This is a genomic window from Streptomyces sp. NPDC007095 (genome assembly GCF_040634475.1).
Lineage (GTDB): Bacteria > Actinomycetota > Actinomycetes > Streptomycetales > Streptomycetaceae > Streptomyces.
Map to the genome: position 1 here is coordinate 23441 of NZ_JBEYFS010000105.1, position 15322 is coordinate 38762.

Below are 15322 nucleotides of genomic sequence, written 5' to 3' on the forward strand. Positions count from 1 at the left end.
TCAGACCGCCACCGCGCGGTGTGCCTCAAGCGCGGCGATGGCCCGTCGCATGTCGGCGCGCACCTGGGCGTCGTGCTCGGCGGAGAGCCGGCCGCGCGGCGGGCGGCACGGGCCGCCGTACCGGCCGACCATCTCCATGCCGAGCTTGATGGCCTGCACGAACTCGGTGCGCGAGTCCCACCGGAACACCGCGACGAGGTGCTTGTAGAGCTCCCGGGCCTGCTCGAAGCGCCCGGCCAGCATGTGGTCGTAGATCGCCACCGATTCGGCCGGGAAGGTGTTGGGGAAGCCGGCGAACCAGCCGACCGCCCCGTCGGCCATCAGCTCGAACAGGACGTCGTCGGCGCCGGCCACGACGTCGATGTCGCACCGCTCGGCGATCTCGAACAGCCGACGCACGTCTCCGCTGAATTCCTTGATCGCGGTCACGTTGGGCAGCTGGGCGATCTCGGCCACCAGGTCGGGGACGAGGTCGACCCTGGTGTCGACCGGGTTGTTGTAGATCATGATCGGCAGCCCGACCTCGTCGATCTTCGTGTAGTGCTCGACGACCTGTTCGCGGCTGGCCCGGTACATCGTCGGCGGCAGTGCCAGCACGCCGTCGGCGCCGTCCTCGGCGGCCAGTTCGGTCCAGTGCCGGGCCTGGTGCCAGCCGGGCCCGTGCACCCCGGCCACCACGACGCCGCGCCCGCCGACCGCCTCGACGGCCACCTGGACGACCTTGCGGCGCTCCGCGTCGGTCAGTGCGGAGTACTCGCCGAGCGATCCATTGGGACCGACGCCGTGGCAGCCGTTGCTGATGAGCCAGTCGCAGTGCTCCGCGTAACGGTCGTAGTCGACCTCCAGCCCGGAGGGCGCCGAGGGGTTCTCCTTGAAGGGCAGCGCGGTGGCGACGATCACCCCGCGCAGGTCAGTCGGTATGGAACTCATGGGACGTCCTCTCGGTTGCTGGTACTGGTCGAAGCGGCAAGTTCGCCCAGGCGTACGGGGATCGCGACCGGTCGGTGGGCGGTACGCCCCAGGTCGAGCAGGCCAGGCTCGTTCGAACCGGTGAGCATGTCCTCGACCGTGCGGCCGCAGGTGCGGCCCTGGCACAGGCCCAGGCCGGCCCGGGTGGTCAGTTTGAGCGAGCGCAGCCCGCGGGATCCGGTCAGCTCCGCGGCCTGGCGCAGGGCGCCCGCGGTGACGTCCTCGCAGCGGCACACCACGGTGTCGTCGTCCACCCAGGAGCGCCAGCCGGGGCGGATGCCGTGCGCGGCGGCGAGCCGCGCGGCGAACTTCCGGAAGACCGCCCGCTCGTGGACCGCGCCCGGTGCGGGCACACCCCCCGCGGCGACGGTCCCGGCGATCTCGCCCTCTGCCAGGGCCAGGTCGACGCCGCCGATGCCGGTCAGCTCGCCGGCGGTCAGGACCCCGGGCACCGACGTACGCTGCCGCTCGTCGACGGTGACCGCACCGTCCACGCCCACCGCGCAGCCGGCCGCCGTGGCGAGCTCGGTGCGCGGGACGAAGCCGTGGCTCACGCAGACGGCGTCGGCCTCGATCCGTCGTTCGGTGCCGGGGATCGGTGTCCAGTCCCGGGTCAGGCGCGCCACGGTAACCGCCTCCACGCGATCGATGCCGTGCGCCGCGACGATTGCTGCCCCGGTCCGGTACGGAATGCGGCGAGCGGCCAACTGGCAGGCATACCCGGCCAGTTCACCGGCCTTGCGTCGAGCCGCGAGCAGCTGCCACGGCCGGGTTGCCCAGCCTCCGGCGAGCTGCGCCGGGCCGGCCGCCTCGACCACACCCGCTACCTCGGCGCCGATCCGCAGCAGGCTGGAGACCACGGGCAGCAGGAACGGCCCGGCACCGGCCACCAGGACGCGGCGGCCGACGGCCACCCGCTCGCCCTTGGCCAGCGCCTGCGCCGCCCCGGCGGTGAAGACCCCGGGCAGGTCCCAGCCGTGGAACGGCAGGGTGCGCTCGTACGCCCCGGTCGCGAGCACCAGGGCCGCCGGATCGAAGGTACGCGGCTCGCGCCCCTGCCCGTCCGGTTCGCCGACGAACACGTGCACCAGCGGCGGGGCGTCATCACGCCGGTCGACCGACCAGACGTGCGCGCCGGTCACGACCTCGCAGCCTTCGTCGCCCAGCAGCTCGTCACGCATCGCGACGAAGCGGTCCCAGTCGTGATGCCACAGCCGCTCGCTCGTGTCGGCACGCCCGCCCGGCAGATGCCGCCAATACTGCCCGCCGACGTCGTCACCGGCTTCGAGCAGCACGACACGGGCGCCGTGGCGGCGGGCGGCCAGCGCCGCGGCCATCCCGGCCGGTCCGCCGCCCACGACGAGCACTTCAGTCACGATCGTCCTCCTGCAGGTCGACCTTGTCGCCGTCCGCGGCCCGCCGCTGGCAGGCCCGCACGTCGCGCAGGCCGTTGACGGTCACCAGGCAGTCGAAGCAGGCGCCGATCCCGCAAAAGACACCGCGGGGGCGGCCGGTGCGGGTACGCCGCCAGGCCACCCGCCCGTCAGCCAGCAGCAGCCCGGCGATGCTCTGCCCGGCCAGGCCGGCGATCCGGTCCCCGTCGACCTCGATATGTATCCCCGTCATCGGGCGGCCCCTTCGAGGTGCGGCAGCAGAGTGGGACGGTCCAGGCGGAACTCGTCGGCCAGCGGATCGGCGGAGCCGTCCAGGAGTTGGTCGCGCAGCAGCTCGGCGGTGGCCAGGCTCAGGCCGATCCCGGCGCCCTCATGCCCGGTTGCGTGCCACAGACCGGGCAGGCGCGGGTCGGCACCGATCACCGGCAGGTGGTCGGGGACGAACGGCCGGAACCCTCCGTACGCGCGCATCGCCTGCGCGTCGGCCAGGAAGGGGAACAACAGCAATGCCTTGGCGGCCAGCGCGGCGAGCACCCGAGCCTCGATCCGCTCGTCGAAGCCGCGGCGCTCCCGGGAGGACCCGATCAGGACGGTCCCGCCGGCGGTCGACTCGACCACGCTGGAGACCTGCAGGTCGGCCGAGCCCGAGCCGACGGCGCCCACGTAGTCGGCGTCGTACACCTTGTGCCGTATTCGGACCGGCATCCGCGAGGTGACCAGCACCGTGCCGCGACGCGGACGCACCGGGAGAAGAACGCCGAGCCGCTCGGCGACCAGGCCGGACCAGGGTCCGGCGGCGAGCACCACGGCGTCGGCGGGCAGGATTGCGGAAGCGACCTGTACGCCGACGAGCCGGCCCGACGACAGCACCGGCCCAGTCACCTCGACGCCCTGGTGTACGCGCGCGCCGTGGCGGCGGGCCGCGGCCAGCAGTGCCTCGGTTGCGGCCACCGGTTGCACCTGCAGGTCCTCGGGGTAGAACACCGTGGCAGTGCTGTGCGGTGTCAGGTCGGGCTCGAGCTTATGAGCCCAGGCGTCGTCCACCGTCTCGGCCAGCACTCCGGCATCCCGCTGGGTGTCTGCGAACGTCAGCAGAGCCTGCGCGCCGGCCTCGGTCGTGGCGACCACCAGGCCGCCCTTACGTTCCAGTTCGAGGCTGGGGAATCCGGCGGGGAGCTCGTCGCGCAGCTCGTCCCCGATCCGCGCCCAGGCAGCGAGCGAACGCTGCGCCAGCCGCAGCTCAGGGCCGGGTTCCTTGTCGGAGACGAGCAGATTGCCCTCACCGCTGGCGGAGGTGCCCCCGGCCGTAGGGCCGCGGTCGACGACGGTCACGTCGCAGCCTGCGCGGACCAGGGCACGGGCTATCGCCGCGCCGACGATACCGGCGCCCACGACGACGATCCGAAGAGGAGTGGACACGGCAGTACTATGTCACATGTCCTGTTGTAATGGGAGCCGCCCCTCGATCCCTTGACAGTGATCGGGACTGCATCTGGAGATTAGTGCCGCATCAGGCAACGGACGCCCTGCAGTGACGCGTCGTCCCCAGGCAGGCGCCCTTCGGGCACAGTGGGTCCGGCCGCACGCCGAGGAGTTCGAGCAGCCGGGACGGGGTGTCGACGATCCACTCGCCGACCGCCAGCAGGGAGGTTGCCCCGGCCAGCACCGCGCACGCGGTCAGCGCGAGCACGACGGTCAGGGCATGCCGCACCCCGCGCGGATCGCGCGGGTCGGGCACCTCGGCAAGTCGTTGCAGAAGGCCGGGGACTTCCCCCGCCACCACCTCTGGATGCTCACTGAGCTGGTCAAGGGCAGGCGGGATCGGGGATGAGGCGTCGGCAGGCACGGTCTTCCAGGCAGGTCATGGGCGTCGAGAACTCCATGATCTTGGAAGTCCGTACCTGTCCGGCTTGTCGGGAGCCGTCGAGTCGGCGGAGCGCCGCACGCCGGTGCTGCCCTCCCCGCCGACCGTCGGTCCTGTCGAGGACCGTCCGAGCGGCAGTTCCACGCGTCGCCCGAGCCCGATCTCCTCCGCCTCATCGTTCGTGACCACCGCGAACACTCCGCTCGGGATGCCCGGAACTGTGGCCACGCGAGACGCGACGGCCAGGAGATCCGCTTCGGCTCGCCCACGCGTCTCGCTCCCAGTTCTCGTCAGGAGGAACTGGCATACGCCGTGGTACTGGCGTCCCGCTATAGAGGTTTCCTCGGGGAAACTTCACCGCTGTCCTGGCCCGGCACCGCCGACGAAACCGGGAGGCAAAAGCGGCCACCATCCAGACCGCACCGCGCGGGCCGCAACTCGGCCTGCCTGAACAGGTCACCGCCGCCTACGCAGCCGCCACTGCGCACGCCCGTCTGATCATCGCTCTGAACGATCAGATCGCCGCGATGGAAGAGCAGGTGAAGTCGCATTTTCTGGCGCACCCGGACGCTGAGATCTGCCTCTCGATGCCCGGCATCGCGGAGATCACCGGAGCCCGGGTGCTCGCTGAATCGGGAGACGGCCCCGACCGCTATCGCTCCGCGAAGGCTCGCAAGAGCTACGCCGGCACCAGTCCCGTCACCCGTGCCTCCGGCAAGAGCCACACCGTCCAGGTCCGATACATCCGCAACATCGAGTCCGGTTTCGCCTGGCGCGGAACGTCCACCCGAGGAACGTGAACGCCTCGTGCTCGAAGGAGCCGCGGCGCGAGCCAGTCTTGCAGTACACGATCCGGGTCTTGTCCGGGTGTAGACGCAGCCCGACTTCGGCCATCCTGTTCCTGAGTGCGGCCAGCACCTCGCAGGACCGTTACAGGGGCTTCATCACTAGACGAGTCAGTCCGATGTGATCAGTTGCGGCTGAGCGATTCAGTTCGCGAGTGAGCGCTCGGCATCGAAGCCTGTTCCAGATCTTCGGCGTAGGTGTCGAGCAATCGCTTGAGCTGCCGGTAGTAGAGCAGTCGGGGTGCCCTGAGCCACTCGACCCACGGGCTCGCCCCGGCTAAGTTGGCGGCGCAGATCCCCGCTGATCAGACTTGGAGCAGTACATGTCCTCGTTGGATGAGTTGAAGGCCCTGCTGGGCCGGCCCTCCCACCGGCAACCGAACCCAGATGACTGGGACGAAGTCGAGCAACACATAGGTTCCGCTTTGCCCAGCGACTTCAAGACGTTCCTCAATGCCTACGGCAGCGGGGTCATCTCCGGCGAGCTCGCTGTCTTCCACCCGCGCGGATCGAGCCCGTTGCTGAAGCGCATGCACAAGACGCACCAGATGTTCACTGAGCGTCGAGACAGGGCTCTGAGCCGCGGCGACGCCGAGCATGTCCCGTACCCTTTCCACCCCGAACCCGGTGGGCTGATCTCCTGGGGATACGACTACAGCGGCGACGAGCACTTCTTCCTGCCCTGCGACCCAGACCCGGAGCATTGGAAGATCGTCACAATGCTCCATGAAGAGGGCTGCGAGACCTTCGATGGTCCATTCTCGAGTTTCGCCCTCGCGTTCGTGCGGCGGCTCCTCGACGTGGACCGATACCACGGCATCGAACCGGAAGCTCTGGAGTTCCTGGAACCGGAGGACCTGGAGGAACTGGTCGTCGCCGGAGAGATCGGCCCCGTTCAGCCGAGCTTCGAGCCGTTCTGAACGAAGCGACCCTGAACGGCTTCCTGAACAGCGCTGAGCGCTTCGAGCGGCGAACCTCGCCAACTGAAACGCTCAGGCGCATCAGTGGTCGTAGGCGATCAGGGATCGCATGACTGGCTGTCCTGTCTTGTGGTTGTGCCAGATCGCCGCGGCAAGCGCGAGGACGCGCTGAGCGACGCGGACAGCCACACCCTCGAAGGTCCGGCCGCCGTGCTGTTCAAGGTCGAGCTGGCCCTTGAGAGTGTCGTTCACCGACTCGATCAGCTGCCGCACCGACTTCAGCAGGGACTCGCCCTTGTGGCGTTCCTCCCGCTTGAACGACGGCCGCAGCATCTCTGCCCCGCGCAAGGCCAGATCGGCCTCGAACTCCCTGGACGCGAAGCCCTTGTCCGCGATCAGCAGCAGGCCGGGCCGGTCGGTGACCGCGTCCGGCTCGCGGTCCAGCATCGCCGTCAGCACCTCGCGCTCGTCCAGCTTCGGGTTCGCCAGGGCCCACAGGATCGGCATGCCCGTCGGGGTGCACACCAGGTACAGCCGCAGGCCCCAGAAGAACCGGGAGTGGCTGGCGCAGTACCCGCATCCGGCCCAGCCGGCCAGGTCCGACCGCTTTACCGCGGGCCGCGAGCGTCCGCACTCGACCGGGGTGGAGTCGATGATCCCGTGGTTGTCGAACCAGAAGTCGGTGTCCGTGGCAAGGAGCCGTATCGCCCGCTTGACCAGCGGCAACGCAGCCCTCAGCCGCTTGTTCCAGCCCGGCTGCTTCGGCACGTACGGAAACATCGCGCCCAGCCGGGAGCGGACGAACCGCAGCCACCTGCCCTCCGACGCGAAGCCCAGCATCGCCTGGGCCACCCGGGGCTCGTACGTTCCGCCCCCGGTGCGCGCGGTGGCAATCGCCAAGCGCAGCAAGAGTAAGAACGAACGTTGCCGACCCGGTGGTAGTAGAACAGCTCGTGGTAAGCGCGGCTGGGAACCGTGACCACCGCCGGAGGAGGGGGCGGCTACGCGGAGCGCCTGATCGACGTATCGGCGCTCGGCGCGACCGAGAACCCCCGGAGGCCCTGGCATTGTGATCGTCTGGCTGTTCGCCTGAACCGCGTTCGGACCGCGTCCGGACACCGCGATCGTACATGCGTCAGTGCGGTAGAGGAGATCGGTGACGCCGTCACCGGTGATGTCCTGGACGGTGACGAGGTCCCGGCCCTCCCATGCGGAGGCTGACAGGCGGATCGCCTGCGTCGAGACGCCGCCTGTGACTGTTCCCGCAGACCAAAATGATCCTGGCTGCCCGTCCGGTGGTCGGCATCACCAACGTCCTGCTGTGAGGGGCTGCATCAGTCCTGCGCGATCACGACCACCTCGTCGCGATCGGTCCAGCGCCGTCGCTCGCTCTTGTCCGGGTTGATACGCACTCCGTGGTCGGGAACGGCCGTGGCCCGGTCGTGGCGGCGGTATCCGATGGCGCATTCGCCCCGCTGCTGCGCCGCTGCGACGACTGTGGCGAAGGACGCCTCGCAGTCGGGGAGGACGTACGACGCCGCCGGTCGCAGGTGAATTTGACTGCCGGTGAGGGAGAACAGTTCCTCGAACACGGCGGCCAGGTGCCGGTTCTGAGAAATCTGAGCCATCAGCAGGCCGATGAGTTTTCCGCTGATGATCACATCGACTCCGGGGCTGATGGGGGCGAGCGTCCGGTTGCGGTCGTCGGTCATCTCGGTGACCACCGGCAGCTCCCGTCCGGTCTCCTGTTCCAGCAGGTGCAGAACGAGGAGCGTGACAAGGGTCCGGTTGTCTGCCTCGTCGGGCTGCTGTCCCGGAACGGGGTCCGGGCCAAGCACGACGATGCTGTCGTACGAGTCGATCTCCAGGCACCGCAGCGCCTCGGGCCGGGTGACGTCTCCAGGCCGGAACGTCATGGTCAGCCGGCGTGCGAAGTCTGAACCCGCGTCCCGTACCTGCTCGGCCGTTACCTCCTTCCGGTCCGCCACCACGGTAATGACCGAGCCGTGCACGGCGTACCGGCCGAACTGGTCGACGATGAGCGAGGCCCGCCGGTTCCAGCCGAGGATCAGGACCCGTTCGGGCCGGGCACTCGCTCGCTGCCAGGGCGTCATCATCGACTCGTCGACCAGCCCGGAGCAGTCGCTGCGCCGTGCGGTGTCGTCGTCTCGCGTGATGACGATCAGCCGGTCGTCGGGGCCGATCAGGGTCTGCGGCGGCGGGTTCAGCAAGGGCCTGCCGTCACGCAGCAGGCCGACCACACTGGAGGTGGCGAAGGCCAGCAACGTGTCACCGAAGGAGCGGCTGGTCAGGGCCGCGTCGAAGGTGAGGTAGAACTCGTCTCCGGCGAAGTCCAGGAGGTCGCGATATACCAGGGAGAGTCCCGGCCCGCGAGCGGACTGGACGATCAGCCGGGCCGTGATCGCGTCGCTCTCCAGGACAATGCCACGCGCTCCCGCGGCAAGGGAGGCCGCCAGCCGATACCGGTCGTCTCTGACGGCGGCGACGACAGGCGGACCTTCCTCCTCTCCGAGTGCGGACCGCAGCGCCAGCAGCGTCTTGACCACTTCCGGGTCCGCTGACGGATCGTCGTGGGGCAGCACCAGCACAGCACTGGCCGCGCCGGGGTTGGTCAGAGCGAGCAGATCGGGGTCGGTGGGGGAACCGCTACGGCAGACAAGCCGGGTACGGCCGGTGGTCCCCACCTTTCTGCTGAGGGCCTCCTCCATCGTGGTCTTGTCCCGGTCCGCCAGGACGGCCACCGCGCCATACCGCTGATTGGCGTTGGCGGCCACCAGTTCGCTCACCACCGTGAACACCTGCTCGGACCAGCCCAGCACCACCGAGTGCCCCTGCTCGATGACGGTGGAGTGGCCTCGCCGCAGCGCGGTGAGCCGCTCAGTGAGCCCGGTGGTGATCAGACCGACGAGGGTGGAGACGTATACCAGGGCGACCAGGGCGAGCAGTACCGACAACAGTACGCGCAGAAGCGGGCCTGTCGCCCCGCCGAGCCGCAACGTCTCACCAGTGAGACGCCAGATCGCTGCCAGCCTCCCCGAACGGGACGCGGGCGCATGTGGGTCCGTCCACACCAGCACGGCGCTCACCGGGAAGACGACGACGAGACAGCCCAGAGCCAGCCAGCCGACGAGCGCCGGGATGCCACGTGCCAAAGTGGTGTCGAACCAATAGCGTGCCCTGCCTTTGAGCGAAACCCTTCGTGCCACGCCTGCCCCCCCTGCTCCGCCGGAGTTCCGGCGGCGGCAGCCATGCCGCTCCGGTTCACCCCGCCCGTTCCCCCACCGACCGCGCACGGCCACGCGGCCATCTGGGAGTGTGCCGACAAGGCGGCCGTGACACGCGGGTCACCGTCTGTCTTTCATCCCTTCGGGGACGTCACCGAAGGCGCCGCTCCGCGGATGTCCGACTGTGCGTCAGCGGTTTGACCTCGGCATCGCTCGTTCGGGGCAACGCCGCGGCGCTGGTGGGCGGGTGGGGTCGGCCGACCGGTACAAGTGCGTCATGACTGAAGATCACAAGGCCGTCGTGGCAGGTTCAGGCCTGACCAGGCGCAGCTTCACAACGGCAGCGGGAACGGCTGCGGCGGCCACGACTCTGGCCAGTGGCACGCCTGCCGCGGCGATGCCCGTACAGGCCGTCCCGGCCGCACCGGCGCCCACCCGGGGCGCGGACTTCGACAGGTGCCTGACTGTGGCCCGGGCCCTTCTGGTCGTGGACGACCAAGACCGCCCCTTGGTGCCACGCTACGAGCGCGTGCTCAAGGACGGACTGCCCGCTCAGCGGACGGCCACGCCCAAGAAGGTCCTCGTCGTCGGGGCCGGCCCGGCCGGTCTGGTGACGGCGTTGCTGCTGAAGCGGGCGGGCCACCACGTGACCGTTCTTGAGGCGAACGGCAACCGGGCGGGCGGACGTATCAAGACCTTCCGCCGCGGCGGCCACGAACGGGCGGCACAGCCCTTCGCCGACCCCCTCCAGTACGCCGAGGCAGGTGCCATGCGCCTGCCCGCCAGCCACCCGCTGGTGATGGGGCTGATCGACCAACTGAACCTGAAGAAGCGGCGCTTCCACTACGTTGACGTCGACGGTGACGGCCGGCCCGCCAACCGCACCTGGATTCACGTCAACGGCGTCCGGATGCGGCGCGTGGACTACGCCCGCGCGCCCCGCCGCATCAACCGGTCCTTCGGTGTGCCGCGCGCCCGCTGGGACACTCCCGCCGCGGCCATCCTTCGGTCGGTGCTGGATCCGGTGCGCGACGAGTTCAGCACCGTGGACGCCGGCGGCAAGCGGGTCGACAAGCCGCTGCCGGAACGGGTGCAGGGCTGGGCCAGGGTCATCCAGCGGTTCGGCGACTGGTCGATGTTCCGCTTCCTGACCGAGCACGCGGGGCTGGACGAGCGCACGGTCGACCTGATCGGCACCCTGGAGAACCTCACGTCACGCCTGCCCCTGTCGTTCATCCACAGCTTCATCGGCTCCTCCCTCATCAGCCCCGACACCGCCTTCTGGGAGCTGGAGGGCGGCACGGCGGTGCTGCCGGACGCGCTGCTGGCGCAGGTGCGCGACACGGTCCGGTTCGACCGCCGGGTCACCCGCGTCGAGTACCACGACCCCGACCGTCCTTCCTCCGACACCCGGCACGTCGGCCGCAAGGGCCCTCAGGTGTGGGTGGACACGGCCCCCGAGGGGCGCGACGGCCCGGTGGTACGCGAGCAGTTCACTGCGGACGCCGCCGTGGTCACCGTGCCCTTCTCCGGTCTACGGCACGTACAGATCAGCCCCCTGATGTCGTATCGCAAGCGCCGCGCGGTCACGGAACTGCACTATGACAGCGCCACGAAGGTGCTGCTGGAGTTCAGCCGCCGCTGGTGGGAGTTCACGGAGGCCGACTGGAAGCGCGAGCTGGGCCGGATCGACCCGAAGCTGTACGACGCCTACCGCACCGGCCGCGCAGCCGCCGACGGCAGCCTGCTCGGCGCCCATTCCTCCGTGCCGGCCGGCCACATCACCCCCGGGCCAGCGCACCCACTACGCCGCCAACCGTGCCGTCTCCCGCGACCAGCCCGAGGCCGCACACGTCGTGGGCGGCGGCTCGGTGTCGGACAACGCCAACCGGTTCATGTACCACCCCTCCCACCCGGTGCCCGGCAGCTCCGGCGGAGTGGTCCTGGCCTCCTACAGTTGGGCGGACGACGCACTCCGCTGGGACTCCCTGGACGACGAGGCCCGCTACCCGCACGCCCTGTGCGGACTGCAGCAGGTCTACGGCCAGCGCGTCGAGGTCTTCTACACCGGCGCCGGACGCACCCAGAGTTGGCTGCGCGACCCCTACGCCTACGGAGAGGCGTCCGTACTGCTGCCCGGCCAGCACACCGAGTTGCTGCCCTCCATCCCCGTGCCCGAGGGCCCGATGCACTTCGCGGGTGACCACACCTCCCTCAAGCCGGCCTGGATCGAGGGTGCCCTGGAGTCGGCGGTCCGCGCCGCCCTGGAGGTCCACAACTCGCGACCTGTTCGACGGCCCGCCTGAGGGCTCGCGGAAGATCGACCTGTTCCCGCGCCCGGGTTCGTTCACGTGGTGGCGGCATCCCTGACGTGACTCATGATCAGTTGGCCCGCTGTCCTCATCTTGGGCAGCGGGCGTTCAACTGGACACCGCGTAACCCGCTGCCCGCTGGCCGAACATCCGAGCGGTGTGCCGGGCGGCCTGGTCCGAGGCGTGGAAGAACACTTCCAGGCGTTCGTCGGCGTTGGCCTCGACGAAGGATTCACCACCGATGTTCCGCGCGATCTGTTGATAGGCACTGCAGTCTGAGCTGAACTGGATTTCGTGGAGGCCTTGAAGCCACGCCTGATCGTCGTGGCAGACGGGAGAACACAGGTCCGATGCCTGCACCACGGAAGTACTGCGACGGGTTGCGTGAGCGAGCCGTCCACGAGGTGAAGTCCTCAGGCGGCCCCGGTCTCGCATGTCGCCCAACTCCGCAAGTGGAACGCCGAGTACGCGAGTCAATGAGACCCTCAAGGCCGCGTCGGTGTTTTTCGCCAAGGAGCTCGACCAGCCCCGCACGAGGCCGACGCGGTCATCAACCACCTCCGCGACGACTTCGGGGTCGAGCCCGTGTGCCGGGAACTGAACCTGTCGATCTCGTCGCACTACGCCCGCCGCACCAGGCCGAAGTCCGCCCGATGCCTGCGGGACGAGCAGCTGATCGAGCAGATCCGACCCGAGCCTCGGGAGTTCGGCTTCTCGCTGGGCTCGCGTGACGAGGACAACTTGCTTCGCCACGGGACAGCGTGCAGCCAGGCACGTCGAGTGCACTCCGTCCACCTGCCTGCCAGGCTTTGCTGAACCACCCCGGGACATACCGCCGACTCCACACGAAACAGGGCGTACCGGAATACATGACTGATGGCGAAGGGGATCAGAGCGGATGCACGTGCGTCGCGTCGTCAGTGGTTCAGCATGCCGCTGCAGACGTCCTGTGACTGCGGGTGGTGCATGCGAATGCGGCCCTTACCTGCGGTTTTGGCCTCGTACATGGCCTGGTCGGCGTGATCCAGAAGGTCCTCGGGTGTGATGCCTGGCACGGCGACCGCGATGCCGATGGAAGCCGAGACCACCGCGTCAGTGCTGCCGATGCGATACGGCTTGGTCAGGGCTGACAAGATCCGTTCAGCTACTTCCCTGGCCGGCGGCGGGCATGCCCCCGCCTCTCCTTCCAGGAGTGCGGTGAACTCATCGCCGCCGAGGCGGGCGACGGTGTCGCCGGCCCGCACGGATGCCTGGAGCCGACGGGCAGCCTGAATGAGCAGGGCATCGCCCATGGCGTGTCCGGCCGAATCGTTGACGGCCTTGAAGCCGTCCAGGTCCAGGAACAGCACTGCCGGCGGAGTCGTGCCGGCGGTCCGCTTCCGTAGTGCGTGGGCGACACGGTCGGTGAACAACGCACGGTTGGGCAGGCCGGTCAACGCGTCGTGGAAGGCACGGCGTTCGAGCTGCGCCTGCAGTGCGACCCGCTCAGTCACATCGCGGCTGCTGAAGATCAGTCCTTCGGGGTGGAGGCTGATCGTCGACTCGACATGGCGCCATCCCCCGTCAGCGGCCCGGACCCGGCAGAACACGTGGCGGCCCGGGCCGCGGTCGCCCGGCTCGGCTTCCCGCCGCAGCCTTTCAACGGCTTGCATCAGCGGCGTCGTGTCGTCCGGGTGGGTGTACAGGGGCAAGCGAGCGCCTACGAGATCCTCCGGCCGGTGACCGAAAACGTGACGGGCGGCCGGACTGACGTAGAGCACACGGCCGTCCAGACTGAGGATGGTGATCACGTCGGACGAGCCGTCGACCAGGGTGCGGTAATGGGCCTCCCGGGCGACGACCTCTCGCGTGATACGCAGGTGGTCGGCGTGAACGATGCTCTGCCGGACGCCGAACCCCAGAAGCACCGTACCTGCCAGGGCCGTCATCACCGGATCGGTGCGGCCACCGGCGAGCACGTGAGCCCCCAGGGCGAGCAGGCAGACGACCACAGGCACAAAGCCGGCCACCACCCCGACGACCGACAGCGCCCGTTCACCGACCCCCACGGCGCTGACACCCCCCGGCATCCACGGAACGGCAGCGACCAGGAGTAACCCGGTCATCGAGCAGGTCGCCGCCAGAGGGACCCCGTACCAGGTGCCCGGCACCGGCAAGAGGATGCGCAGCATGTCGCCGACAGCCAGGACCACAACGGCCACGGCCGCCACCGTGGTCGCTGTGCGCTTCCCGCGCTCAAGGCAGAAGCAGAGGGCGACCACCAGACCCAAGACAAGAATGTCCGTCACCACGCGTGCGACACCCAGCACCGATGCCATCACGTCACCACCTTGATCGGCGCGATGCAGCAGAAGCACCCAGCACAGAGTGAGCAGCGACCCTGCGATCATCCATCCGTCCAGGACCCGCCGTAACCACATCAGGTTCGTGCCGCTGTCGGCTGCTGCCATCACCAGTCCGGCGACGCTCAGCCCCAGACACACGGCGATCCCGGCGACCCCCAGGCCCTGAACCATGCAACGGAGGACACCAGCAGAGTGCCCTGTCGCCGAAGAGGGCTGACTTACGACGAAGTGGTGAAGGCCGCCTGCTGCGGCCGAAACAGCGAACAGCCTCAGGCGAAAACGCACCCTTCCGGCGGCTGTCCGGGCCCGCGCAAGGAGAGAAAGGGCGGCTACTCCGTGCGCAGCCGGCACCCCTACGCCGGCCGGGATCACGGACGCTGCCAGACCCGCGCCGGCGGCGACGGCAACCGCAAGGCCCACACACAAGGCCTTGCCCACACCCGCCACACAGAGCCAGCCGATGCGGGCGGCGTGAAGCAAACCTCCTCGACCTACCAACGCCACCATCACGCCCCCCATTTCGGTGATTCGAGCCCAGAAAGGCAGACGCACGCTTCCGGAACTGCTCAAGTGCAATAAGAGGCTAGGAGCATCTAGCGCCCAAGCCCCCGCGGTGGCTTGAGGCGTCACCTGAAATAACGACGCCAGTTGTGCGCCGACGCCTCGCCTCTGGTAATGAAGATGCGCAGGTTTTGCTCCAGCCTCGATCTTGCGTTGGTGCGCCACACTCCGGCCGTCGTGCTCGTACTGGCGGATCAGGAACGTCACACCGTGCGCGTTCAGCCGCCCAACCGACTGCTCGTGCTCACCGTCAAGCTGAACCCGGACGCGGTGGAACTGCAGGACTGAGCTGCCCCGAGTTTCCTAGAGTCCGGTGATCTTGTTTCAGGCGGACTGCGTGGTGCGTTCCCGGCTTCGCCAGAAGTCGCGTTCGTACTCGGGGGGCGGTACGTAGTCGAGCGCGGAGTGGAGGCGTTCTTCGTTGTACCAGGTGACCCATTGGAAGATCGCCCGCTCGACCTGGTCGAAGCCGGTCCAGGTCCCTGCATCTCGATCAGTTCGGCCTTGAAGGTGCCGTTCAGTGCCTCGGCCATCGCGTTGTCGTACAAGTCCGCGACGGAACCGACCGATGCAGGGGCGCCGATGTCGGCGAGCCGGTCGGTGTACCGAATTGACACGTATTGGGCGAGTTCAACCAGTCGTTGCAACACCGGGCTGTTGCAGCGAGCGTAGCTGCTGTTCGAAGACCTCGGCCGGCGTCCGCCAACCCAGAACTTTGCGGGGCCGGTTGTTGATCGCCATGGCGACGGCTTCGAGGTCCGTGAACGACCATCGGGAGAGATCGGTGCCCTTCGGGAAGTACTGGCGCAGCAGCCCGTTCGTGTTCTCGTTCGTCGGTCGTTGCCAGGGCGAGTGCGGATCGGCGAA

Annotated in this window: 14 protein-coding genes and 1 pseudogene; 4 read left to right on the forward strand and 11 right to left on the reverse strand. The window is 68.9% G+C overall.

Annotated elements, in window-relative coordinates; all coding sequences use genetic code 11:
* The 5 genes from ABZ656_RS31010 to ABZ656_RS31030 all read right to left on the reverse strand — a co-directional run bounded on the left by ABZ656_RS31010 (position 1) and on the right by ABZ656_RS31030 (position 4146).
* Positions 1 to 930 (reverse strand): dihydrodipicolinate synthase family protein, encoded by a 930-nt coding sequence (locus tag ABZ656_RS31010; protein WP_075028109.1) that lies wholly within the window; start codon positions 928 to 930, stop codon positions 1 to 3.
* Complete coding sequence (locus ABZ656_RS31015; RefSeq protein WP_101403266.1) at positions 927 to 2345, reverse strand: FAD/NAD(P)-binding oxidoreductase; 1419 nt, start codon at positions 2343 to 2345, stop codon at positions 927 to 929. The genes ABZ656_RS31010 and ABZ656_RS31015 overlap by 4 nt, the downstream gene beginning before the upstream one ends.
* Positions 2338 to 2595, reverse strand: a complete 258-nt coding sequence (locus ABZ656_RS31020; RefSeq protein ID WP_075028107.1) for a 2Fe-2S iron-sulfur cluster-binding protein — start codon at positions 2593 to 2595, stop codon at positions 2338 to 2340. Before ABZ656_RS31020 ends, ABZ656_RS31015 begins: the two co-directional genes overlap by 8 nt.
* Complete coding sequence (locus ABZ656_RS31025; protein WP_360272029.1) at positions 2592 to 3782, reverse strand: FAD-dependent oxidoreductase; 1191 nt, start codon at positions 3780 to 3782, stop codon at positions 2592 to 2594. Before ABZ656_RS31025 ends, ABZ656_RS31020 begins: the two co-directional genes overlap by 4 nt.
* 91 nt (positions 3783 to 3873) lie before the next feature.
* On the reverse strand, positions 3874 to 4146 hold the full coding sequence (locus ABZ656_RS31030) for a transposase family protein (RefSeq protein ID WP_360272032.1): 273 nt from the start codon (positions 4144 to 4146) through the stop codon (positions 3874 to 3876).
* A 608-nt stretch (positions 4147 to 4754) separates the two neighbouring features.
* Here ABZ656_RS31030 and ABZ656_RS31035 point away from each other — a divergent pair.
* Positions 4755 to 5027 (forward strand): transposase, encoded by a 273-nt coding sequence (locus tag ABZ656_RS31035; RefSeq protein ID WP_360272035.1) that lies wholly within the window; start codon positions 4755 to 4757, stop codon positions 5025 to 5027.
* Between the two features lie 356 nt (positions 5028 to 5383).
* Positions 5384 to 5992 (forward strand): SMI1/KNR4 family protein, encoded by a 609-nt coding sequence (locus tag ABZ656_RS31040; RefSeq protein WP_360272038.1) that lies wholly within the window; start codon positions 5384 to 5386, stop codon positions 5990 to 5992.
* Positions 5993 to 6073: 81 nt separating this feature from the next.
* Here the strand turns inward: ABZ656_RS31040 and ABZ656_RS31045 are convergent, their stop codons facing one another.
* Positions 6074 to 6892, reverse strand: coding sequence for an IS982 family transposase (locus tag ABZ656_RS31045; protein ID WP_360272041.1), 819 nt, complete (start codon positions 6890 to 6892; stop codon positions 6074 to 6076).
* Positions 6893 to 7326: 434 nt separating this feature from the next.
* A complete protein-coding gene (locus tag ABZ656_RS31050; RefSeq protein WP_360272044.1) occupies positions 7327 to 9219 on the reverse strand; it encodes an NAD-binding lipoprotein in 1893 nt (630 codons plus the stop codon).
* A gap of 295 nt (positions 9220 to 9514) precedes the next feature.
* Between ABZ656_RS31050 and ABZ656_RS31055 the strand changes: the two are divergent.
* Positions 9515 to 11543, forward strand: a pseudogene (locus ABZ656_RS31055) (FAD-dependent oxidoreductase).
* Between the two features lie 114 nt (positions 11544 to 11657).
* On the opposite strand, the gene ABZ656_RS31060 reads toward ABZ656_RS31055, so the two are convergent.
* Positions 11658 to 11912, reverse strand: coding sequence for a hypothetical protein (locus tag ABZ656_RS31060; RefSeq protein ID WP_075028103.1), 255 nt, complete (start codon positions 11910 to 11912; stop codon positions 11658 to 11660).
* 554 nt (positions 11913 to 12466) lie between these two features.
* Positions 12467 to 14065, reverse strand: a complete 1599-nt coding sequence (locus tag ABZ656_RS31065) for a sensor domain-containing diguanylate cyclase (RefSeq protein ID WP_360272048.1) — start codon at positions 14063 to 14065, stop codon at positions 12467 to 12469.
* 546 nt (positions 14066 to 14611) lie between these two features.
* Between ABZ656_RS31065 and ABZ656_RS31070 the strand changes: the two genes are divergently transcribed.
* A complete protein-coding gene (locus tag ABZ656_RS31070) occupies positions 14612 to 14743 on the forward strand; it encodes a hypothetical protein (protein WP_360272051.1) in 132 nt (43 codons plus the stop codon).
* Positions 14744 to 14779: 36 nt separating this feature from the next.
* On the opposite strand, the gene ABZ656_RS31075 is transcribed toward ABZ656_RS31070, so the two are convergent.
* On the reverse strand, positions 14780 to 15076 hold the full coding sequence (locus tag ABZ656_RS31075) for an integrase core domain-containing protein (RefSeq protein ID WP_360272064.1): 297 nt from the start codon (positions 15074 to 15076) through the stop codon (positions 14780 to 14782).
* Between the two features lie 9 nt (positions 15077 to 15085).
* The coding region (locus tag ABZ656_RS31080; RefSeq protein WP_360272054.1) for an IS30 family transposase at positions 15086 to 15322 on the reverse strand (237 nt) is incomplete at its 5' end.